The sequence below is a fragment of the Alteromonas lipotrueae genome, from assembly GCF_019249255.1.
Classification (GTDB): domain Bacteria; phylum Pseudomonadota; class Gammaproteobacteria; order Enterobacterales; family Alteromonadaceae; genus Alteromonas; species Alteromonas lipotrueae.
On sequence record NZ_JAESDJ010000001.1, the window covers coordinates 205,420 to 227,557 of the forward strand.

Here is a 22,138-nt window from a genome sequence, read left to right on the forward strand (position 1 = left end):
ATACTAAAATTAACACCAATTCAATCAAGGTCGAATGATGATCTGCACATTGGCACATACCGGAATCAAGAACCGTGTGGCCTGAACGTCCGCTCCTTGTCTAAAGCCGTCTGTCAGATTGTGTCTAAATCTATAAATGAATGTGTAAGATCAAGTATAAGCTACTACACCTAATCCACCTTATACTTTGATGCTATTAATCGTCATATTGGTAAACATCTTACTTACAAAAGGGGCTTTCTAGATAGCCTTTGTTTACTGGTTCGCATTAAACAACTTATTTACTGTAAACACTAAGCCGAACACGATCTACTCTTTAAAAGCCCTCTATGATTGAGGGCTTTTTCGTTTGTATAGGCTTGACGAAATTATTGGAAAAATGGGGGCAGAGTACTTTTAGTCTACATTTACACTTCGTTTATTTTCTGGCTCTATTTTCTAGGCCCATTTCCTAGGGTCGTTTCCTAAGGTAAAACTAGGCGACAACGGCGGGATACCAACTCCCTAATGTCAAGCCAAAAAGACCGATAATAAACACAGCAGAGACAACAAGCAGCGTTACGCTTATTAGGTGTTTGAGTAGGGATACTCGATTGGTATTATCAGTAGCACGATCGGTAGCAGTTACTTTAACTACCCAAATTAACTGCGCAATAATATGAGGCGCGACATAAGAAAGCACACTGACACTTATTACGGCAGGACCAGTAAAGTCGGCAGTATTAATGCCAAGCGTGCCAAAAAGTGTCATCCAAGCGAATATGAATAACCTAAAAAAGAGCACGCCATTGGCGGCTAAAAACAAATGTAGCGCCCACCTTTGATGTAGCGTCACGTTAGCGTTTCTTATGGCACGAATCGCAAAGAAACTACTTACAATCACCATCACGCCCGAAAAAGCCGTTAACCCATGTAGTAAAGGATTCCCAACGGTACCCCGAGATAACAGGAGATACATGCCCGCTAGCGAGATACTGCACGCAAGGGTGACAAAAAGCCGGCCATTGTATTTGTGAAACGTTTTATAGTTACGCCTAATGGCTGGTATTAGCTGCAAGCTTCCGCCAATGATCATTACTATCGCCAATAAAACATGCGCGGCGTACATCGCATTGCCAAGTGAGTCGCCGGCAACATAGGCCGTGCTATTAAAGCGATTCCATTGAGATACTCCAGCAGTCACACCTGTAAAGCCATAACCTGCAATCAGATAACTAACAAAGAAAGCTTGTGCGATGAGCAAGCAAGAAAATGCTATTTTCTGACTCGCATCATAAAGTTTCGATGCGGCTGATAAGGTCGTGGGTGTTAGTGGATCGGGAGTTGGGGTTTCAGGTTTAAGAGAAACCGGTGCTAAGGTACTTTTCGCCAACATATCTTTGCCTCTTGAATAAATGCTTTGCCCTCTAATGTCCCTCTATCGTAAAGAAAATAAGGGCTCATTCTTCTCAAATTCGAAAAATGAACACCTTAAATTAGCGGTTTTGACATACTCCTTAACAAAGTTATTTTGTGCTTGGCGGTGATTCTTCTTACACTGAGGGCAGAGCTATATATTAAGGCGTAGAACCCCTGTGGCGTGGCAAAGCGATTTACCCTATTACCTTTTAGTGTGCTGTAGTTTGAGCATAATGCTTACCCATGCACTTAAAAAAGATAAGCAGACAGTTAACTATTTAGTTGCTCTATTTAGTGCATCGCTTTGTATGGTGGCCACGCAGAAATTAAGTGCTGACACCCTTGGTGTATATCAATATGTTATTGGGCTAGCAACCTGTGCGACATGCAATGTGGTTTGGTTAATTGCAAGAACGCTATTTCGAGAGCACAAGCCCTTAAGTCGTAGGCATATTGTGGTAGCATTTGTGATTGCAGGATTAGTGATATTTAATCAAACGTGGCACTTAGTAGTATCGAGCGATATTCCACACCTGCTAAACCAAGCACAGATGCTTAAACTTAAACAGGGAATGAATGAAATTACGACCTTGCTTTCATCCAGCATTTTAGCGTTGTCGTTTTGGGAAGCTTTACGCGGGTTTAAGAGCAAAAATAACATCCAAAAGCGCCAGTCGATTGTCTTTGCCACTGCCTTTTTCCTTGGCTTATTTAATTCATCAATATTACCTAAGTTTCTATTCACGCCCACAGAAATTGAATATTACGCACCCTGGTTAATATGTTCTTCGGCAATGCTAATTCTTGGCGCTATTCAGTACGTGGTTCACGCGCAAAAAATGAGTGTTCAACTTAGCGGCCAAATAATAAAACAACAACAGAATGAACCTCGAAATCAAGTTAACGCTGACAAACCTAGTCAATCATTAAATGGCGGCATGTCTGATTCTTCTTGTCTCACTAGCACTTGCAGTGAGGGCGGCGCAATACAACAAGATGAAGCCATTGATATGTCTATAGTGAAAGGAATAAATAGGTTAATTCATCAAGAACAAATATTCTTGCAGCCAAACTTAAAAATTGCTCATTTAGCGCAAGCGTTGAACACGTCGGAATACAAAGTAAGCAAGGCCATCAGAGGCTATTTTGCTACTGCCAACTTCAACCTTTTCGTAAATCAGTTCAGGGTAAAACACGCTAAGCAATTGTTACGAAGCAACGAATGTCAGCAGTGGAGCATTTTGGTAATCGCGCTAGAGAGCGGGTTTTCGTCCTTAGCAACATTTAATCGGGTGTTTAAGGCGATTTCAGGGCAAATGCCAAATGAATATAGGAAGCAGGGTAATACATTGAATTATAGTGTGCCAAATGCATAAGAGAGGGGCTCAAACGTAAACTGAGAATCATCTATTATAAATAGTTTTAGTGCCTTCTAGCATGTCATCTGCACAATGGTTGCCGTGAAGCACAGAAATGTCGCCAGTGGTTTCCAGTACTACCGCTCTCACTTGCTGCATGTTAAGCACGTTCGCCTCTCGAAGCTTCGCCATAAGATCGCTACGGGCGACCCGCGTTTCGGCTAGCGCAGAATCGATAATTTCACCGTCGCGCATTAAAATAACAGGGGTATTCTGCATAAGTGCTTCAATTTTATCGGAACGTCTGCGCAATCGGGCAGTGACGAACTGCACTAAAAACAATGCTGCCATAGCAATCATTGCCTGAAAAAACGCGCTCCAACTATTAGTTTGAGACGCACTTGCTAGCAATGAACCTACCGCTACTGTCATCACAAAATCAAAATTGGTCATTTTAGAAAAGGAACGCAACCCGTTCACGCGTACCAGCAGCACCACCCAGAACATCCCCATGGTGGTTAACAGTAAGCCTTTTAGCAGTAAATCTAGGGATGGCGCTAAACATGATGTATTCCTTCACGTGGCTGTTAACAACGAAAAGGGTTAGTGTGCTTTTAGGTTTAACTTACACCGACCCCATTAATTTATTTATTCGTGTTTCGCCGCTTCAGAAAAGCAATGCTTGTGACGCTTTTCATCGGCCCAATGCCCTTCAATTGCGACTCGCTCTGCTGCAGAAAAGCCATCATGATCTAAGGCTTTTTCATAAGCTTTGGTGGTAACTTCTTCATTCACTACCATCGCTTTTAAGATAGCTTTGTCATTAATAAGCCCAGCTATCACCACTTTGCCTTTGGTTAGCACTTTCTTAAAGTCAGCCTCGGTAACTTTATCTTCACCTCTTTGAACCAACATGGTGTTAAGAGCGTCGATATGAGCTTTATGATCGTCTCTGAACGTAGCGATAGTGTCTTTAAGACTTGCATCTTCAATACGTTCAAGAGAGGCCTCATAAGCCGCTAGGGCGTCAAAATCCAAATGACATAATTCTGATAAGACTGTTGATGTTGATGACATGAAATTCTCCTTGTTCTGCCTGTTGAGATAATTTGTACCGAAGTAGTCGCCAAAGAGATTAATATTTTTTAACTTGTTTAGAGGTGGTGGTTGTGTTGAGAGAGGTTGGTCAATTTCATTTGCACACTTTTGTGGAGGGAAGATGAGGGCTCGTATTATCGGCTGGGAATTTTCCTATTAATTAAAACTACCCCCATTATTTATGCCCGTTATTTGCTTTTTACTATTTCGTACCCATATACAGCGCAACGGAATAATAGAAAGTTATCACTACCGCCCTTATGCATCGTTTTATGCCTGAACGTCACAATGACGCTCATTCACCTTCTCAGAAAAACCAAGCGTCTTCAGTTTATGCGTGGGTCTTTTCTATTGTGGTGTCGGTGCTTGTATTCAGCGCGCCATTTTCAGCCTATTGTGCAAACGATACCGCATCTTTTAATGAGCAAACCCCGCAGATATCCTTTTCTGACTTCGGGCTTTCTGTTGCTTCACGCTTTGGGTTTACTCAGCACAGTCAACAGCAAGATGCCGATTTAGATAATTCAGATGAACATCTACTTCTCTTTGGATATCAAAATCATTTAGCTCTCGTCGATTTCTCGGATGCTATCTTTAGCAGTCCCTTTGAATATATTGCCTTTTATTGGAAGGGCATATCAAACCGCGGCCCACCTTCTTCCCTGTAATCACTTACTGATATCACGCGCTGCAGTTGCAGTGCTTCTCAACTTTTAAAGGTTTATTGCAGGATTTTTATGACACGATTTTCATTTCGTGGCCTAGTGTATGCGCTGGTTATTTTACTAGGCCTACTTAGCGCCGCGCCCAATATATTGCCCGATTCACTTAAGCAGCATGTACCGCAGTGGTACAGCCAACACACGCTTTCGCTTGGTTTAGATTTACAAGGGGGCTCTCACTTATTGCTGGAAGCTGATACTGATGCGTTGTTTGCTCGGCAGTTAGATAGCTACTCCTCTGCGCTTTTTAGTGACTTGAGAGAGCAAAAAATTCGCTATGTTAAACATACTTCCAAAAACGCGTTAGCAGTACAATTTACGCTTTCGAACCCCGACGACCTTTACAACGTTAAACAGCGGGCAAATGAAGTGTCGCTGCAATCAGATGGCAGTAGCGCGTTGCTTCTGACACAGCAAGGCACTGCTCCAAAAGGTATTAGCCAAAAAGGGAATGTGATTAACCTTTCTCTAGCCCTTACTGAGGAATACCAAGAAGCAGTAGTAAAAGATGCGATTAATCGTAGCCTAGAGGTGGTACGCAAACGACTTGACGAAACCGGCCTCACAGAACCCAGTGTTACCCGCCAAGGTAGCGATGCTATTTTAGTGCAAATGCCCGGTATTTCAGACCCAGCCAGTGTGAAAGCCTTACTAGGTACTACAGCGCAAATGCGTTTTCACTGGGAAACTCAGGTGAAAAATAGTGAGAGCTTTACTCGGGCTGACATTAACGGCAGGCAGTACTTACTTGAAAAGCATGTTGCGCTAGAAGGTGAGCATATTACCGACGCGTCAGCGGCGTTTAGCCCTGAAACCAGTCAACCCGTGGTGACGTTTCGTTTAGATAACGATGGCGCTCGAAAATTCGCTATCATGACGAAAAACAATATTGGTCGCGTGTTAGCAGTAGTACTTGATGACACGGTCGTCACGGCGCCGGTTATCAATAGTGTTATTCCCGGTGGCAGAGGCGAGATTACCGGTAGCTTTACCATGAGCGAAGCGCAAGATGTGGCACTAATGCTGCGCACTGGTGCACTACCCGTTCCATTGCATATTATTGAAGAACGCACGGTAGGGCCAGATTTAGGCAGTGATGCTATTGAAACCGGCGTGAAAAGCGGCATTGCAGGGGCACTCGGGGTTTTAGTATTTATGTTAGCCATTTACGGCCGTTGGGGCGCAATTGCGAGTGTTGCGCTTTCGGTGAATATGGCGCTGGTATTTGGCGTGCTTACGTTGTTTGGTGCCACACTTACTCTGCCTGGTATTGCTGGGCTGATACTCACCATGGGCATGGCGGTAGATGCAAATATCCTCATTAACGAACGTATTCGTGAGGAAACGAAAAAAGGCAGGCCAGCAGGTAGTGCCCTTAAAATTGGTTTTGATAAGGCGTTTGGTACTATTGTTGATTCAAACTTCACAACCCTTATTGCCGTTAGCTTATTGTTTGTTTTTGGTAGTGGTCCAGTGAAAGGTTTTGCCGTCACTATTGCAATAGGCCTGATAACTTCACTGTTTACTTCGGTGGCGCTTACTAAGTTACTTATGCAGCGGGCAACAAGGAAGCATCAAAGAGAGCCAATTAATTTATCTTCGCCATTGTTAACCATGGCGGATAAATTAGGGCCGTTTAACTTTATAAAATCTAAAAAGTTAGCTTTGAGTATTTCACTGATATTAACCTTGTGTTCCATGGCGCTCTTCTTTAAACCTGGCTTGCAGTACGGGGTGGATTTCACCGGCGGTACTATGATGGAAATTTCTGCGCCGCAACTATCTACTGAGCAATTGCGCACAGTGCTAAAACAACATCATTTTGAAGACATCGCAATTCAAGAATATGGCGCCGAAAATCAGTATTTATTGCGTGCGCCAGTATCAGCAAAATCGAACACTGTACCTATTACTGAAGCTAATGCCGGATCCAGTACCGTAGCCCCGCAAGGTAGCAACATCGAAGCGCTAAAACAGGTGATACAAGACGCCGATAGCACCGTGATATTTAATAAGGTTGATGTTGTGGGGCCGAAGGTGAGTGATGGCTTTGCCGACCTTTCCATTTTAGCATTGCTTATTGCTGGAGGTGGAATGCTGGCCTATTTATGGTTTCAGTTTGAAGCACATTTTGCTACCGCAGCCTTACTTACCGTGCTACTTGATTTAACTAAAACCATTGGCTTTATTGCCTTAACCGGTATTGAATTTAATCTTACCGCAGTGGCCGCGCTACTGGCCTTAATAGGATATTCAATTAACGATAAAGTGGTAGTGTTAGACCGCGTAAGAGAGTTGCTGCGCTTTGGCCCAGAGCGTTCTCTAGCTGATATTATCAACGACGCGGTAAACAGCACGCTAAGCAGAACGGTATTTACTTCGTTAACCACACTGCTTGCTTTGCTACCGATGGCGCTAGTAGGAGGAGATGCAGTTAGCAGTTTTGCCGTACCCATGGTATTTGCAGTGGTTATTGGCACCTCGTCGACTTTGTTTATTACTTCATCGTTACTTCACATGCTGGGTAAACGTAGAGAGCAAAAAGGGAAGGCTCAACTTCGTCCTACTTCTGAGGAGGTAAAAGCGTCGCTGGCACATATACCTTAACCGCTAAAATCGAAATAGGCGAAGCGGTGAAATACCGCTTTGCTCATTTCATCTGTATACTATTATTACTAAGTTAAAGGGAGATAACGTGTGTTTGCTGTAGACCAAATCATTCTACTCAGTGCTTTGTTAGCGATATTTGGCGTATTGGTCAGCAAACTGTCCCCCCGTTTTGGCGTGCCAGTATTAGTGCTCTTTTTAGGTGTGGGCATGCTGGCTGGTGAAGATGGTATCGGTCGCATTTCTTTTGATAATGCCGATGCAGCCCATTCCATAGGGACCTTTGCGCTTATCCTCATTTTATTTGATGGGGGGCTTCAAACTTCAAAGAAGTCGATTAGGCGGGCGTGGAAGCCTGCTGCATTACTTGCCTCTATAGGCGTGGTAGGCACAGCGGCAATAACCGGTGTGGCAGCCATGTACATTCTCGATTTGCCCCTTTATTTAGGGTTATTACTTGGTGCCATTGTTGGGTCTACCGATGCTGCGGCAGTATTCTCTGTACTGCGCAATGCGGGCATTACTATTCCATCAAGACTAAAAGCAACCCTAGAGCTAGAAAGTGCGTCAAACGATCCTATGGCCATTTTTCTTACCATTGGTCTTATCACACTTATTCAAGATAGCAGCACAAAGGCGTCAGAATTAGCGTTATTGTTTGTCAGCCAAATGGGCGTGGGAGCCATTACAGGTGCAGTAGTAGGTGGCCTAGCGGTTGCGTTGTTTAGGCGCGTAACGCTTATGGCGATTGGTTTATATCCAGTGTTCGTTATGTTATTTGGGGTGTTGGCCTTTGGTTTAGCTTCAAACTTAAATGGCAGCGGATTTTTGGCGACTTTTATTACCGGCGTAATTGTGGGTAATAGCCGATTTTCCTATCAACGAAATACCTTTGTATTCATAGATGGCTTGGCTTGGCTAAGTCAAATAGCGATGTTTGTTATTTTAGGCTTGTTGGTTACCCCTTCTGAGCTTCTACATACCTGGAAAGAAGGCTTGTTGATTGCCGTAGTACTTATTTTTGTGGCCCGGCCGCTGGTGGCAATGCCATTGTTATTACTCAGTCGGTTTTCATTTAAAGCTTCAGTGCTTATTTCATGGGTAGGGCTTCGTGGTTCTGTGCCTATTATTCTGGCAATTTTTCCACTCATTTTTGAATTACCCAGCGCCGAACTTATTTTTAACGTGGTGTTCTTCATTGTTATGATTTCAGCCCTACTACAAGGGGCAAGTTTGCCATTTGCTGCGCGCAAACTGGGTTTAGTACTCGATAACCCTCGAGGTGAATCGAACACGCTAGAAATCGTTAAAGTGGCTAAAGACAAACGCGAGTTAATTGAAATTGTGCTTCACGCTATGTCCGCCTCAACAGGCAAAAGTATTTCAGAGTTGGGGTTACCCGAAGATACCGTTGTGGCGTTAGTCGCCCGTGGTGAAAGTACGCTTATTCCCAAAGGGAGCACAGTTTTACGGGCAGAAGATCAGGTTTTTGTTATAACAAAACTACTTGATAAGAACACGGTTGAAACATGCTTTTATGGCGCGAAGTGAATGTATTTAATTATTGATTAAAGCCCCTCCCTAATGTAATCTTTTATAAAATTATAATAAACAGAGTGTCAAGGATGAATTTCAAAAAAAAACACCTTTCTTACCTGTCCATACTGTTAATCTCCCTATACTGCTTTCCATCGCAAAGTTCGGCAGCTTTTTTAGGTAATGTAAAAATACAAAAACTCTATGGTAATACATCCATTTTATTCGGCGTGAATCACGCTCCTAATGATGTATGTAGCTACTTCGGTAGGCATTTCAAACTTGATGCGACCACTGAAGGTGGAAAGAATATGTTGTCAATACTTCTTGCCGCGCACATTTCAAATAAAGACGTTGATGTATGGTATTCAGCGAGCTCAGCTCCTAACACTGACGAAACTAATGGCTGCACAAATGGTGGTTCTATTGCCGATGTTATTTCCATTGGCTTTGCAACCTGATTCCAAAATGCTTCATAAAAAACTCCTAGTTTAGCTTTACTGTCAGTTTTTAAATGCTTTAGCGTAGTGTGACTTACTATTTTGAAACCACTTTTCCTGAAAAGGATATTGGTGTGAAAATTACTAATAAAATTGCCGCTATTTTTTGAGTGGATTCGGAATATTCTATAACTTGATGCGAGGTTAATACCAGTATTGAGATTGACTATTAAAATTTAAGAAGCCATATCAAGGCAAACTTTGTAAAGGACTACGGTAATGCAAATTATCCGCTCGATTTCATCTTACATTATAATAGCGCTAGCTTTTATTAGCTATTCAGTGAGTGCTAGCGAGGGGAGTGCGTCGCTTTACGAAAAAAATGGAAGCTACTATGTAAAGTCTGCTCCGACTTGGGTACCTATTGCGGGCACAGTTTTTGTTATTGTTCCTACCTATGCCCAAGGCGACATAATTGAGGTTATGCGGGACGGGAGTAATTGGGTTTCATCCCCTATTAGCTTTTCTCAGTTTAATTCTATTGCGCCAGTGTTAATAGGTGAGTCATCATTTCAACGCATCGATATCGATGGCAATGGCCTTGAAGACATTACTATTAATACTGCAAATGAAACGCTTCAGTTCCTTACTTCAGATAACGACGGTTATATATTAAATACAGCGCCTCAGCTAGCATCCATTTCTAATCAAGCAATCAACGAAGACACCACTAAAACCATTAATTTCACAGTGAGTGATACAGAGCAAGATACCGCAATTTCTCTCAATGTTTTATCAAGTAATCCCGCTCTGATACCAGCGTCAGCTATTTCTATTGGTGGAAGCGGAACGACAAAGTCACTTTCAATTGAACCTAATGCCAACCAAAGTGGCAGCGCAACTATTACTATTAAGGCTAGCGACGGTTTGCTTACTAGTGAAAGCAGTTTCTTACTAACAGTAAGTGCTGTAAATGATGTGCCCACAATATCGCCTATTTCTAATGTTGTGTTAAATGAAGACAGTTCTACTAGTGTTACTTTTACGGTCAATGATATAGAAAAAGCATCAAATGGACTCGTGGTTTCAGCGTCTTCAAGCAATGCGAGTTTATTTGCTAGCAATACATTGTCAGTATCGGGAAGTAGCTCTAATAGAAGTTTAAGTCTTGCTCCTATTGGGAACAAATATGGGTATGCAAATATCGTTGTCACAGTATCTGACGGCGTTTCGACTGCTACTAGAACATTTTCGGTCACGGTGAATTCGGTTAATGACAAGCCTACAGTAACTATTGCTGCTCCAACCCATCAGGGTGAATATGGTTTATCTATTCCTGTTGTGGCAAGAGCTTCTGCAAACGATATAGAAGGAAGTGTTAGTCAAGTCGAGTTCAAAGTAAATAATGGGGCTTGGAAGGTGGATACGTCAGCGCCTTACACGTATAGCTTTGCAGATTTACCCGAGGGGACGCACTCGATATCAGTGCGTGCCAAAGATGCTAATAATACTTACTCTTCTACCATTTCTTCAAGCTTCGAAGTGTTAAATCTAGAATGGGCTGAAAAAGGGGGGGCTGTTAGCGAACAGAGGTTTACCGCTTCTGGAATTGCTGCGACTGACTTTTATGGCCAAACAGCCGGTTCGGCAAATGTATCGGGTGGTGCTGCAGCATATACTATTCCCATCGACATCATCCCTGGTAGAGCTGGCATGCAGCCCACGGTAGCTTTGCAGTATAACAGTCGCTCTGGTGTTGGAATTGCAGGTGTTGGATGGACACTTAATGCTAGCGGGGCTATTGCAAGGTGCTCTGCTACACAAGCTCAAGATGGTTATGTTGGCGCAATCAAATTTAGTTATACCAATGACAAATTGTGCTTGAATGGTCAGAGATTGATCAATGTCTCTGGCTTGTACGGTAGTGCAAATACTGAATACCGATTAGAAATTGACAACTTCACACGAGTTTTTCAGCGAAGTGGCAATACTGATGCTACATCTACTTATTTTGAAGTTAAGTTGCCAAGCGGAGTAACCTCTTATTATGGTAGATCATCTGCATCTCGTGTATCCCCAAGCGGTACTGAAAAGAACTTGTCTTGGTTGTTAGACAAAACACAGGATGTTAGTGCTAAAAACCATATTAGTTACTATTACACAAGCTATGGTGCAGGCGAAAAACTGTTAACCAGTATTAAATATACAGGCAATGGATCAACGGATGGCACGCGAAAAGTTGAGTTTAAATATCAGAATAAGCGTAAAACACGCTCATCCTATCTGTGGGGCACCCTAACCAAAAGTACAAAACGGTTAGATTACGTTGATACTTTTTATGGTGCTCAGAGAGTTAAACGATACAACTTGAGTTATGTAGAAAGTCGAACATCTGGTAGAGATTTACTGTCAGATATACAAGAGTGTGGATATACCAGTGGGGCAGTATGTAAAGCAAAAACCACGTTTAACTGGAGCGATGATACACCTGCAATTTCATTTGAACCTTTCAGCTTTGATTCTAAGGCGATGTACGCTACAGAAGATAGAATAGCTAATATTCTACCGCGCGGTGATATTAATGGAGATGGTGTAAGAGATTGGAAAGGTTTTTTTGTTAATGCAGAGGGCGAAAAAACGGGGACGACAAGTAAGTCCCTAAACCCATGTCATACCAATTTTTATAAACGAATTGTAGTGTGCACCGAAGCTGACTTTAATTTGGATGGCCTAACTGATGACTGGCGAAACAATAATGGTAGCTTAGAGTTGAAGTACTCTTCTAAAACAAACAGCACTTCATGGATGAATACGGGTATTACGTTAAATAAAAAAATACTATATCTAGACTTTCAAGACGACCATATTATGAATATTGCTGACTACAATGGCGATAGTTGGCCTGATCTTATGGTGTATAGATTTGAGGATTACATGAACCCAAAACTATGGGTTTACTTGCACACGGGTAATAACTCTTCCCCTTATAGCGATGATCCAAAACTTGTTTACACGTTCTCATCAGTAAGAGTGGGTAGCAGTGTATCTGAAATTAGACAAAAAACATCTGTGCAGTTTATGGGTGATATTAATGGAGATAATACACCAGATTTATTGCTAGTGGAAAATAATACAGGTGACGCCAAGTATAGTTTTGATTTTCCACAACCAAAGCCTCGAAGGTTTCTCTTTAATTCAGGGAATGGCTATACCTATACCGAGTCACCATTTTCCTACTCCGGAAGTGGCTCTAATAGTTCAAAAACCTTTTTTACATTTTTCACAGATGTAAATGGTGATGGATTGTCTGACTGGTTAGGGTGGAGAGAGAATCCAAACAGTAGTACTGAAAGCTTATTGGTGGTCAAAATGAACCAGGGTAATGGTGTCTTTTCTGATGAAAGCATCATAGAAGGTGATAATTTTAAGATGAACCGCACCATCATATTTTTTGAACCCGGTGGTGACGTTGAGTATTCTACACCAATGTACGGAAATGCGATAAAAATTGCAGATGTAGATGGAGATGGAGTTGCTGAATTGCTTGAACCTGGGCCTCGACTTATAACAGGGTGCGCTTTGGTTAACGGCATCAACAATAATACCCGCAAACGCTGTGGGAACGATATGTACGGGGTTTTCAAAAATAGTGCTAACACTGTAGCTAAAATTCAATCAGCCGAGCGAGATGACAGCATTTATAAGTGGAATGCCTTCCATTTCAGTGAAGATACGAATGGGAACATATCTCTTACTAAAAAAAGCACAGACTATATAGGCCACGCGTACGAATCAGCTTTTGTAGATAGCCATGGTAAAGGGCTGCCAGACCTTGTGTCGTTGCACAAACTCTCTTATTCATCAAATACATTCGAAAATAATGGTAGTGGTACAGAAATGGCCCCTTATTTTGAAGAATTTGGCGCTTATATTAGTCGAAACAAAGGGGCTGCCAGAGGAGGTGAAAAATACTTGCCACACGATTTACTAGAATCGGTATCTGCACCAAAAGGGATTTCTGCTACATGGAAATATAGGCCCCTTAGTAGTGATGAGTACGACAAAGCTGGTACCAATGCTCAGCCCTTCTATGAAACAGATTTTGAGTATACTCATCAGCTAAAAAACAGTGAGGGGGATTATTTACATTTCTCATCTAGTATGTATGTGGTTGCTGAATTCAACATTGATAATGGTGTAGGTGCTAAGAACAAGCACCTTTATCGCTATAAAGGTGCAGTTTTTAATGTTAAAGGTCGTGGTTTTATGGGTTTTAGGGAAATCACGCACGAAAATACTGCTGCCAAAATTTTAACCAATACCACATTTGGACAGATGTTTCCGAAAACCGGCCTTGTTGAAACCGAAAAAGTGATGGAGCTTGGCAAAACACGCCCTTATAACTATACAACAAACGAGTGGGTAGAAACATCAGCGTATAGCGGTGAAGGCACGTACTTGCTTCATAACGCTAAGCAAGTGGTAAAAACCTATGACATAAACAATCTCTATTCTACGTTGGCTACCGCCACGACCACCGTACCTCAATCAGCTGTAGATTCACATGGTAACGTACTGAAGAGTACTACAGTACAGACGGATAAATTTAGTGAAAATACAGTTATTAAAACAGCTGAGTTTGACTCATCAGATGATTGGCCAAATAAATTAGTGTGGTCGACAATATCAAGGAAAATATCACCTAAAAGTACGTCTGTTCTATATGGTAAATCAAATACCTTTACGAAAGTTCTAACGTCTCATATTGAGCAGTGGAATAACACTCATCGTAAGCCTAGCAAAGTAGTGACCAGTGGTGGAGTTGATGACCTCACCGAAAGCGGATGCTTGAATACGTCGAACAGTACGCCTTGTAGCGTATCAATCACTACCTTCAATACGTACGGGCTGCCGAAACAGCAACACATAAAAGGGGTTGTGCTAACGGGCAGCAAAAATAACAAAGTTATAGATACTCGCTCGGTTTTCACCACGTATTCAAATGATGGCGCAACGCAGTCGAGTGATGGTTATTTTCCTTTTAAAATTACGTTAGAAAATGGTAGCTATGACCACATCAGTACTATGCACCATAGTCCGTTTTTTGGCGGGGTAACTATGGCTGTAGATGCGAATAGCCTAACCACAACAACAAAGTACGATAGTCTATTTCGACCTAAAGAAATTAGCGCTCCAGGTGTAGCAAAGCAGACCATAACGTACGCCACGCCAGACAATGCGAAAGGATCATCTAATGTACTTTATATGATCTCTACGGCCCAAGCTGGGGCCCCAAGAACTAAAACCTACTTTGATGATTACGGAAGAACATTGCGCGCTTCTGTTGAAGGATTTAAAAGTGGGCAATGGAATATCACGGATAAACGTTACAATGCACTTGGACTGGTGACTTCTGAGTCGTTACCACACAATGGGACTCCAATTAATACGCTTTACAAATCGTATGATGTGTTGGGTAGGTTGTTGGAAAAAACAACACCTGCGGTAAATAGTAACGAAGATTTTACAACGTATTATTCACATTCTGGTTTTACAACTGAAATAACAACCTCGGCAAGTGATGGCTATAACTTGAGAATGAGCCGTGAAAATGATAGCTCCGGTCTGTTAAGACAAACCACTGACGCATTGGGTGGGATAACGCGTTACGGCTATGACGGGCTGGGGAATCCTGTAGTTATTGAGGATGCAGCGAGAAACCAAATAGTAGCACATTACGATAATTTAGGGCGCAAACTGTGGGTTAACGATCCTAACCAAGGGAAAACAATTTTTACTTACAATGCGTTCGGTGAGCTTGAAAACGAGCTAGACGCAAATGGTAAATATCAGCGTTACGACTATGACAAGCTAGGTCGGGTGAAACTTCGTTACTCAAGTGATGGTGGGGCAACGTTTACGTGGGACACCAAGAAAAAAGGGCTGTTGAGTAAATCAACTGTGTCTGGTGCATCAAGGGAATTCTATTACGACAGCTTGGCAAGGCCAACCCAAGTTAAAAGTACAATTGACGGTACAAGTTATTCTACAATAACGGAATATAATGCTGATCACGGATTTGCAAAAGCGCATATCTACCCCAATGGTCTAAAAATAGCGTTGGTTTACAATAGTAGGGGTTACCTAACCGCCGAAAAAAATGCGGCCAATAACTATGTTTACAGGGAAATAACCGAGCAAGATAGTCTTGGCAATATCAAAAAGGCAAATATTGCTAACGCTAAACAAAATGGTGAGTACATTTACAGCCAACGAACGGGTCAAATGTTAGTGAGTTTAGTAAAAGCCAGCGGGGCAACGGTTCACTATCTTGATTATACCAATTACGACAGTTATGGGAATTTACGAAGTCAAGTTAATCGTGTTGGAAGCACCCCTCAAGTTGACACTTACACTTATGATAAACTGCATCGATTAGAACGCTCTTCAATTAAAGTGGGTAGTGCAACCACTCATGTGGATTACGCTTACGACGCTGTTGGAAACCTTAAAAAGAAAACTGATTACACAGTAAATAGTGGGAACGCTTACACTTATTACGCTAACACGAATAAAGTTAAGTCTGTCGCGCTAAAAGCGGGGGGCTCGAATACTTTTAGTCACGATAACAAAGGTAACCTTATTAAACGCAATAACGTTACTGAGTTCACTTATAATGTTATGAATAAGCCCACGATCATTAACCGGATGGGGGCAAAAGTAACTTTGTCTTATGATGCTGACTGGACGAGATATAAACAAGTAAGAACCGTTAACGGTAAAAATATTGTTACTCACTATGTGAGCAGCTTGTTTGAGGTAGAGAAAGAAGATTCGAAAACCACTGAAACTTCATACATTAGCGATGTCGCTGTGATAGTCGAGAGTAATAGTGAGAAGAAAATTCGCTTTACTCACAAAGACCGTTTAGGCAGCTCGACTACGCTAATTGACCACAATAGCAATATAATAGCCTACCGTTATTTTGACCCTTTTGGTAAACCAAGAATGGGTGATGGTAGTTTAATGCAGAGTTTTGGTAAGTTTGCTCGCTTAGGTAGTAATTTGCTTGATGTGGATATGGCCACACGCCGAGGTTTTACTGACCACGAACATTTGGATGAAGTAGAAATTATTCATATGAACGGGCGGGTGTATGATTATAACCTTGGACGTTTCTTGAGTGTTGATCCGTTTGTTCATGGTGGTTCGCAGGGTATTAATCCTTATTCATACATAATGAATAATCCTTTATCAGGAACGGACCCTACGGGATATGCGCCTGAGGATGAAGTTAAAAAAACCGTTACAGTTACAAAGACAGGCAGCCGTATCAAACACAAAGTTGAAGTGAGCGCATCATCAAATGGAAGTGGCGGAGTTACAGTTACATTCAGTGGGAGCAATGGAGCGGCTGTTAATACTGTTAAAAACTCAGTGTCAAACGCTCTATCAGGAGCGGGCTTTAATGTTTCTGATATAGGGTCTCAACAAAGCCTTTCAAAATCTGATTCCAATTTCGGAAACGTTGGAGGAATAAACAACGATGAAGACTTGAACGCTGCGTATCAAAGTAGTGTTGAAAAATATGGCGCTGAGGCTGGTTCAGTTGACCTCGGTGATGATCAAAGCTTCAACTACAATGTCAGTGGGTCGGAAGGGTTTAGTGATAAAGTTGCTGGATATTTAGGTGAACTTAAAGACAATGAGTTTGGGCTTGAGCTACTTCAAGGATTGGCCTCAAGTGGAACATCGATAAACATATTTGAAAATATTGGTAAAAGTGCAGCTACTTCAAGAGGACACGGGGACATCTTCTCATGGACTGGAACAACCATCGCGTTTGACCCGAATTCGTTGAAATCACCTGTATCTTTCGAAAACATGCGGGGTAGATCGATATCTCATAGGATGAGACCTAAATATGTATTGGCACACGAGCTGTTCCATGCTTGGCAAAATGCATCGTATTTTTCACAAGCACCAAATATAGGTCAGCGTGTGCAAGGCGAAAACGGTTGGGAAGTAAATGCAGTGAGATTTACGAATCAGATCAGAAGAGCAGACAATATGCCTTTTGTTCGCACACAGTATTCAATAGGAGGACCAAGAGTTGACAGTTTCGAATCTGTTCGCGGAAGGACGCGCTAAAAAATATTTTGTGGTATTGACCCTATTTGCGTTCATCGCAATAGGCGCTCTCTTTTATGGGATTAACGGTCGAATTAGCAACCAGTTAGAATCTTGCGAAATCGGTTTTTTGTATCGAAATGATATATTTCAACAAGTTGAGGCTGAGTTAGAAAGAAAAGACTTTAAAGGCGTAGAAAACTATATCGCATTTAAAAGTCTGTCAGAAACTGGACTAAAGTATCTATTGCTGACAAGTTCAAGAGGCGAGTTTTTTTCGATAATGTATGAAGCTCCAGGCAAACTTCAAACGATGAGCCTGTCTGAAAGCGATGGACAGTATTTCTTTGACTCTATTGGCAATGTAGATTTTGATAAAGTGGCGCAGTTTGAAGGTGCTGAACAATTTAGTAGTTCCTGTTATTTCGTGAAATCTAAGATTGGAAATGCAGAGCGTTTGGTTTCTTTTATTAACCCAAACGTCACTGAAATAAATGGAGAGAGTGCGATAGAACTGGTTTCAATTTTCCATGATTTTCTCCGCAATAATTATGAGAACAAAGTTGTAAGTGCTATACCTGAAAATCCACCGGAGCCAATGACTTCTGAGAAAATTGAAGAGCTAACATCTCAACAGAAAGGGGATGTCTTTAGTGAGTTGAGGCCAATAGTAAATTAAGACACCCACTGTAATTTGAAACCAAATCCCGCTTCGGCGGGGATTGTATTTCAAAAAGAGTTGAGTGCAATTATTAGCCATAGAACCTTAGCTTGTAGTGGTGGTTACGCATCACTACTGGTTCTGATGATTTTAATGTGTAGTAGCTTGCTTGAATTTGATTTTTAACTTCGCGGATTTCGATTCAGCGTTTATCACACCCGCAACAGACGGACTTATCCGTTTCAAAACAGATATTTTTTGTGCGAAAGACTTGAAATCTGCCTCAGTCTTTATATTCCTGAATTTGCGTGCAAATTTTCGAGCCTTTGCAGGTTCGATACTCTTCATAATTTGATCAAGTTCGGAACGCATTTTGACATACTTTGGACTGCCTTGAGATTTTAAGGTGATTAGCTGACCAAACGTCGACCTATATACTTTGAGTATGTCTGAAATCGCTGCATCCTCAGCAACCATTTTTCTAAGCCTGTCGACACTTAGTCTGACTTTAGACGTTCGCTTTTTTGACGGAGACAATTTGTGTGAGTTTACGGTTACATCATGTACGTCCATTCTGTGTGAAGATCGCATGACCCGGCTTTTTTGAGGTGATTTGTTTGGTTTGACCTCGACACTCGCAAACATTCCATAAATCGCGGTGCGCAATGTGCCAATATGTGCGTCAAAGTTATTGGTTAAGGAGCTCACGTAGATATCATCATAATAGCGTGAGTATTTAAGGCCGAGTTCGGCTGCTAATTTGACGACGTTCGGCTCTTTTTCATTAAAAATTAAGTTAGCAATATCGCCACTCAGTGGACTACCTTGCACTAGATAGCCGTCTAACGTGCATAGTTGAGAAAGAGTCTTGGCAACATCTGGAGGAAAGTGAAAAAAATACTTAAAAATTTGCTCCACGTACTCTTGCTTAATTGAGTCAAAGAAACGCGTAATGTCCTCAGATAAAATCATCGCGGAGGACTTATGCTTGTTCGCATTATCCAAATAACTTCTGCCCAATCTTCCAGCCAGAATATAGTCGGGATAATCGACATTTGAGATGATTCGGCTTCGAATACGGATAAGCACTTTCTTTAATGGGTAGCTGACACTGTAGGTGCGTCGAACAGAACCATCACTTTTCGGAATTTCTTTGGAAACTTTGTAATATTGATCTGAGCATTCAGCTAAGTCGATAAGCTCTGACTCGATCAGTGAGAGTGTTTTGGCAAGCGCTTTTATACTGCCAATTTGGGATTGCCTACACTGGAAATTCTCTACTGTATTAGCTTCGCTCACCAATCACATTCCTTGCGGTGGATTTGAGCAACTCAGTTATTTCTGAAAAAGAATCATTGGCCGTATTTTCTGCAAGCAAGATGAAGATACTCAACGGAACGTTAATGGCCTCACAGATGGAGTTTAACGACGTCAAAGAAGGATCTCTTTTGTTATTTTCGATTTTTGACAAATAAGACTTATTTACGCCCGAAGCTTTTGCAAGCTGGCCGAGACTTATGCCTTTCAGCTCTCGGCATTCCTTTAATGTTGTACCAATTGATAACATAGCATCTACCTACATGTGGGTGGATTTACTTGGCTGGTTGCAACAGACAACTACAAGGCTATTCGCCACTATCAATTTCACCAGCCAGTAACCTTATCAAAGCAAACGCTTTGACAACGTAAGCAAGCCAGTGAGCTTGCTTGGGTTTTTCCTTTGTCTTTTCTTCGAGTTTTTGGATGATTTCATCCAAGTCCCTCAAAGTGCTTTTGTCTGCGGTGTCTGTGCATTTATTACGAGCCTCTTTCAAGGCGGCAACAATATCTTTCATATTGCGTACTCCTATATCGTTAAACAAACCGGGGTGTGATGCCCCCGCCGTTACTTACACCACGAACCGATTTGAAACACCGCAGACAAACCTAGCCAATACCACCAGAGAGTTTCTCTGGAAACTCTCCCCGCCGTTCACCCATTATTCAACAGGCTATACGCATCGACGAGCACATGGGGGTGCTAAACGAATTGTATGTGCGAGAAAAGCAGTTCATTAAAAAATGAACGGTCTAATGACCCGTTGCAGTTCGCATTGATATAGAGTTATGAAAGAACACAACAAGCGAATTCGCTTGCACACTTTCACAATAGACTGGTGTATCCTATATGTCAACACTGTTTTTGTGTACATGTTTCCAAAGTGAGATAAGATGACGATTTTTATGATAGAGAGAGCTGCACTCAGGATTTGATGATGTAATTCAATCAACTAAAATTCGGTTAGGTTTGTGCGTTTACATGTTGGTATAGGGTATGGGAACTACTGTTACGAAAAGTGAGAGCTTTGATATTAAGTCATTGTGCTCCGAAGCGCTTTGCAACCCCAATTTTAATCCGCAATCACTTGCAGTTGCTTTAGCTTGTAGACAGGGACTCTCTATTAACAGTGTACAAGGCTTTAGCAAATCCTTACCTATGACTTTAATTTGTGCCGTTCTAGGATTAAAAAGGTTACGGGCATCGAAAAATTCAAATCGGAGACTAAGTTCCAGCCAAAGCGATGCCATTTTAGGTTTGTGCCAGATATGGAGTTGTTTGATGGAGCAGTTCCAGCAACGTGAAGACTTATGCTTAAGTTGGCTGAATACCGCAAAACGTCCCCTGGCAAATGCAAAACCAGTAGACCTACTCCAAATAGCCTCTGGAAGGAAATGCATCTTAGATGTGCTTGAGCGTATGAAAACGGGAGACTTTTCCTGACTTAATTCAGCAACCGAAACGTTTTTTCTCTCTTATTTGGCATTGTAAATGATGCCAGTACTCAATAAAAAAGCTCATTACGGCAAATAAACTGTCTTTAGTCAGCGTTATTCATTAGGTAGCGAAAAAATTCCCCTGACCCAAATTAGTCAATCTTAACTGTGGACTGGATTCCACAGCCATGGTCCAACTTACGGATAATGCTGGTCCAAGCTAGAGAGAAAAGGTGGTCCATCCAATGGCGTTATGTGGTTCAAAATGGTGTTATTTTGCATGTGCAAATTCTTAAAAAATGGACCACGCGTTCTCTCTTAATGGACTTTTGTTCTCGATGTCCTGGACCACCATGTTCATCAATTTGGACCAACCTGCGAATTTTAGGTTTCGACCAGTATTGAATTTACGTTTTCTAGAATTTGGCTAGACAAGGGTTGGAGTTTTGATGGGTGTCGACCACTAAGCTCATCATAAAGAGCCGGAAGTCGGTTTTGCTTAAGCGCAAAGTATAAGAATGCATGTTGATGTATAGGTGACGGGTAATGTTCTCTACTTACCCGCCTCATCAATTGCTTCAACCCGCATACAATAGGAGAGATAACATGGGCTTGATTGAGTGCACCAAAACCATCTATTGCGCCTGATAACTGCTCTTTGATAGTAAGTTGTGGCTCAGGTAATGCTTCATCTCTGAGAAGAGATTCAAGTTCTTCATAAGTAATTGGAGCCCTAGTGTCTTGATAATCAGTGAATAAATTAACACTAATATTGTCAAACAAAATGTGTGTCGTATTGTATTTTGAGGGAAATTCAAGAGTCATAAGCCTAACAAACAAGTTGAATGCGAACTCGCTGGCGAGTGTCTGTATATATTCATCAATAAAATTTTGGCCTTGAATAACTAATAACGTGAACAACCCATCCAGGTTATTAACAAACGTTAGATAAAATAAACCCTCTTCAAATTTTTCGCAGTATTCCTTATTCAAAATATCTTCTACAACGAACCCAATGTTGTACTTATCTAAGAATCGATTTGCAGCGCCGATAGGCTTCGCGTCGATTGGGTGCGAGCCATCAAACAACGACCAAAGTGGGTGAATCAAAACCGCATTAATGCCGGGAAAATACTGGTGGATTTTGTCTAACTTACACTGATGGGAAACGGGTTTACATCGAAGCTTTTCATACCAAAAATTTGAGTTGCGCTCCTGCTGGGTTGTTGTGCGCCGCCCTTTTAATTCACTCAACGCGTCAAGCATTTGTGCACAGCTATCCACCCTCAACTCTCTCATGATGTCGAGAGTCCATATGTGAGACGCAATTCCCTGCGTTTCAGGGGATAGCGTTTTGTATGTAGAGAGAATGTGCTGTGTATTCATACATAAAAGTTTTGGGGATTTTTTTCCACCATGCAATTTTTAGCATAG

Annotated in this window: 14 protein-coding genes; 7 read left to right on the top strand and 7 right to left on the bottom strand. The window is 41.8% G+C overall.

The window, feature by feature from the left end; genetic code table 11:
• Window positions 1-475: 475 nt before the first annotated feature.
• Window positions 476-1,375, bottom strand: coding sequence for a DUF2306 domain-containing protein (locus KYS23_RS00880; protein ID WP_218417895.1), 900 nt, complete (start codon window positions 1,373-1,375; stop codon window positions 476-478).
• A 199-nt stretch (window positions 1,376-1,574) separates the two neighbouring features.
• Between KYS23_RS00880 and KYS23_RS00885 the strand changes: the two genes are divergently transcribed.
• Window positions 1,575-2,774, top strand: a complete 1,200-nt coding sequence (locus KYS23_RS00885; protein ID WP_218417896.1) for a helix-turn-helix domain-containing protein — start codon at window positions 1,575-1,577, stop codon at window positions 2,772-2,774.
• A 27-nt stretch (window positions 2,775-2,801) separates the two neighbouring features.
• Here the strand turns inward: KYS23_RS00885 and KYS23_RS00890 are convergent, their stop codons facing one another.
• Together KYS23_RS00890 and KYS23_RS00895 are read right to left on the bottom strand one after the other, a co-directional pair.
• Window positions 2,802-3,269 carry a DUF421 domain-containing protein gene (locus tag KYS23_RS00890; RefSeq protein ID WP_218417897.1) on the bottom strand — a complete coding sequence of 156 codons (468 nt, stop codon included), beginning with the start codon at window positions 3,267-3,269 and terminating at the stop codon, window positions 2,802-2,804.
• Between the two features lie 135 nt (window positions 3,270-3,404).
• A complete protein-coding gene (locus KYS23_RS00895) occupies window positions 3,405-3,833 on the bottom strand; it encodes a DUF2383 domain-containing protein (RefSeq protein WP_218417898.1) in 429 nt (142 codons plus the stop codon).
• A gap of 293 nt (window positions 3,834-4,126) precedes the next feature.
• Here KYS23_RS00895 and KYS23_RS00900 point away from each other — a divergent pair, with 293 nt between their 5' ends.
• The 6 genes from KYS23_RS00900 (at window position 4,127) to KYS23_RS00925 (ending at window position 17,968) form a co-directional block, all read left to right on the top strand.
• Entirely contained in the window at window positions 4,127-4,522 is a 396-nt protein-coding gene (locus KYS23_RS00900) for a hypothetical protein (RefSeq protein WP_218417899.1), read from the top strand.
• Window positions 4,523-4,591: 69 nt separating this feature from the next.
• Window positions 4,592-7,183 carry a protein translocase subunit SecD gene (secD, locus tag KYS23_RS00905; RefSeq protein WP_218417900.1) on the top strand — a complete coding sequence of 864 codons (2,592 nt, stop codon included), beginning with the start codon at window positions 4,592-4,594 and terminating at the stop codon, window positions 7,181-7,183.
• A gap of 90 nt (window positions 7,184-7,273) precedes the next feature.
• Window positions 7,274-8,734 (top strand): potassium/proton antiporter, encoded by a 1,461-nt coding sequence (locus tag KYS23_RS00910; protein WP_218417901.1) that lies wholly within the window; start codon window positions 7,274-7,276, stop codon window positions 8,732-8,734.
• Between the two features lie 296 nt (window positions 8,735-9,030).
• Window positions 9,031-9,180: a hypothetical protein gene (locus KYS23_RS00915; protein WP_218417902.1), complete on the top strand. Its 150-nt coding sequence runs from the start codon at window positions 9,031-9,033 to the stop codon at window positions 9,178-9,180.
• A gap of 258 nt (window positions 9,181-9,438) precedes the next feature.
• Entirely contained in the window at window positions 9,439-17,310 is a 7,872-nt protein-coding gene (locus tag KYS23_RS00920; RefSeq protein WP_218417903.1) for an RHS repeat-associated core domain-containing protein, read from the top strand.
• On the top strand, window positions 17,273-17,968 hold the full coding sequence (locus KYS23_RS00925) for a hypothetical protein (protein WP_218417904.1): 696 nt from the start codon (window positions 17,273-17,275) through the stop codon (window positions 17,966-17,968). The genes KYS23_RS00920 and KYS23_RS00925 overlap by 38 nt, the downstream gene beginning before the upstream one ends.
• A 132-nt stretch (window positions 17,969-18,100) precedes the next feature.
• Here the strand turns inward: KYS23_RS00925 and KYS23_RS00930 are convergent, their stop codons facing one another.
• The 4 genes from KYS23_RS00930 to KYS23_RS00945 all read right to left on the bottom strand — a co-directional run bounded on the left by KYS23_RS00930 (window position 18,101) and on the right by KYS23_RS00945 (window position 22,090).
• On the bottom strand, window positions 18,101-19,249 hold the full coding sequence (locus KYS23_RS00930; RefSeq protein WP_218417905.1) for a reverse transcriptase family protein: 1,149 nt from the start codon (window positions 19,247-19,249) through the stop codon (window positions 18,101-18,103).
• Entirely contained in the window at window positions 19,236-19,517 is a 282-nt protein-coding gene (locus KYS23_RS00935) for a helix-turn-helix domain-containing protein (protein ID WP_218417906.1), read from the bottom strand. Before KYS23_RS00935 ends, KYS23_RS00930 begins: the two co-directional genes overlap by 14 nt.
• Before the next feature lie 58 nt (window positions 19,518-19,575).
• On the bottom strand, window positions 19,576-19,785 hold the full coding sequence (locus KYS23_RS00940) for a hypothetical protein (protein WP_218417907.1): 210 nt from the start codon (window positions 19,783-19,785) through the stop codon (window positions 19,576-19,578).
• A 1,303-nt stretch (window positions 19,786-21,088) separates the two neighbouring features.
• Complete coding sequence (locus KYS23_RS00945; protein WP_218417908.1) at window positions 21,089-22,090, bottom strand: hypothetical protein; 1,002 nt, start codon at window positions 22,088-22,090, stop codon at window positions 21,089-21,091.
• Between the last annotated feature and the right edge of the window lie 48 nt (window positions 22,091-22,138).

Bases quoted from the DNA above. Each gene is read 5' to 3' on its own strand.
- KYS23_RS00895 (WP_218417898.1), bottom strand. From the start codon at position 3,833: ATGTCATCAACATCAACAGTCTTATCAGAATTATGTCATTTGGATTTT.
- KYS23_RS00915 (WP_218417902.1), top strand. From the start codon at position 9,031: ATGTTGTCAATACTTCTTGCCGCGCACATTTCAAATAAAGACGTTGAT.
- KYS23_RS00945 (WP_218417908.1), bottom strand. From the start codon at position 22,090: ATGAATACACAGCACATTCTCTCTACATACAAAACGCTATCCCCTGAA.
- KYS23_RS00900 (WP_218417899.1), top strand. From the start codon at position 4,127: ATGCCTGAACGTCACAATGACGCTCATTCACCTTCTCAGAAAAACCAA.
- KYS23_RS00920 (WP_218417903.1), top strand. From the start codon at position 9,439: ATGCAAATTATCCGCTCGATTTCATCTTACATTATAATAGCGCTAGCT.
- KYS23_RS00880 (WP_218417895.1), bottom strand. From the start codon at position 1,375: ATGTTGGCGAAAAGTACCTTAGCACCGGTTTCTCTTAAACCTGAAACC.
- secD (WP_218417900.1), top strand. From the start codon at position 4,592: ATGACACGATTTTCATTTCGTGGCCTAGTGTATGCGCTGGTTATTTTA.
- KYS23_RS00935 (WP_218417906.1), bottom strand. From the start codon at position 19,517: ATGTTATCAATTGGTACAACATTAAAGGAATGCCGAGAGCTGAAAGGC.
- KYS23_RS00940 (WP_218417907.1), bottom strand. From the start codon at position 19,785: ATGAAAGATATTGTTGCCGCCTTGAAAGAGGCTCGTAATAAATGCACA.
- KYS23_RS00890 (WP_218417897.1), bottom strand. From the start codon at position 3,269: ATGGGGATGTTCTGGGTGGTGCTGCTGGTACGCGTGAACGGGTTGCGT.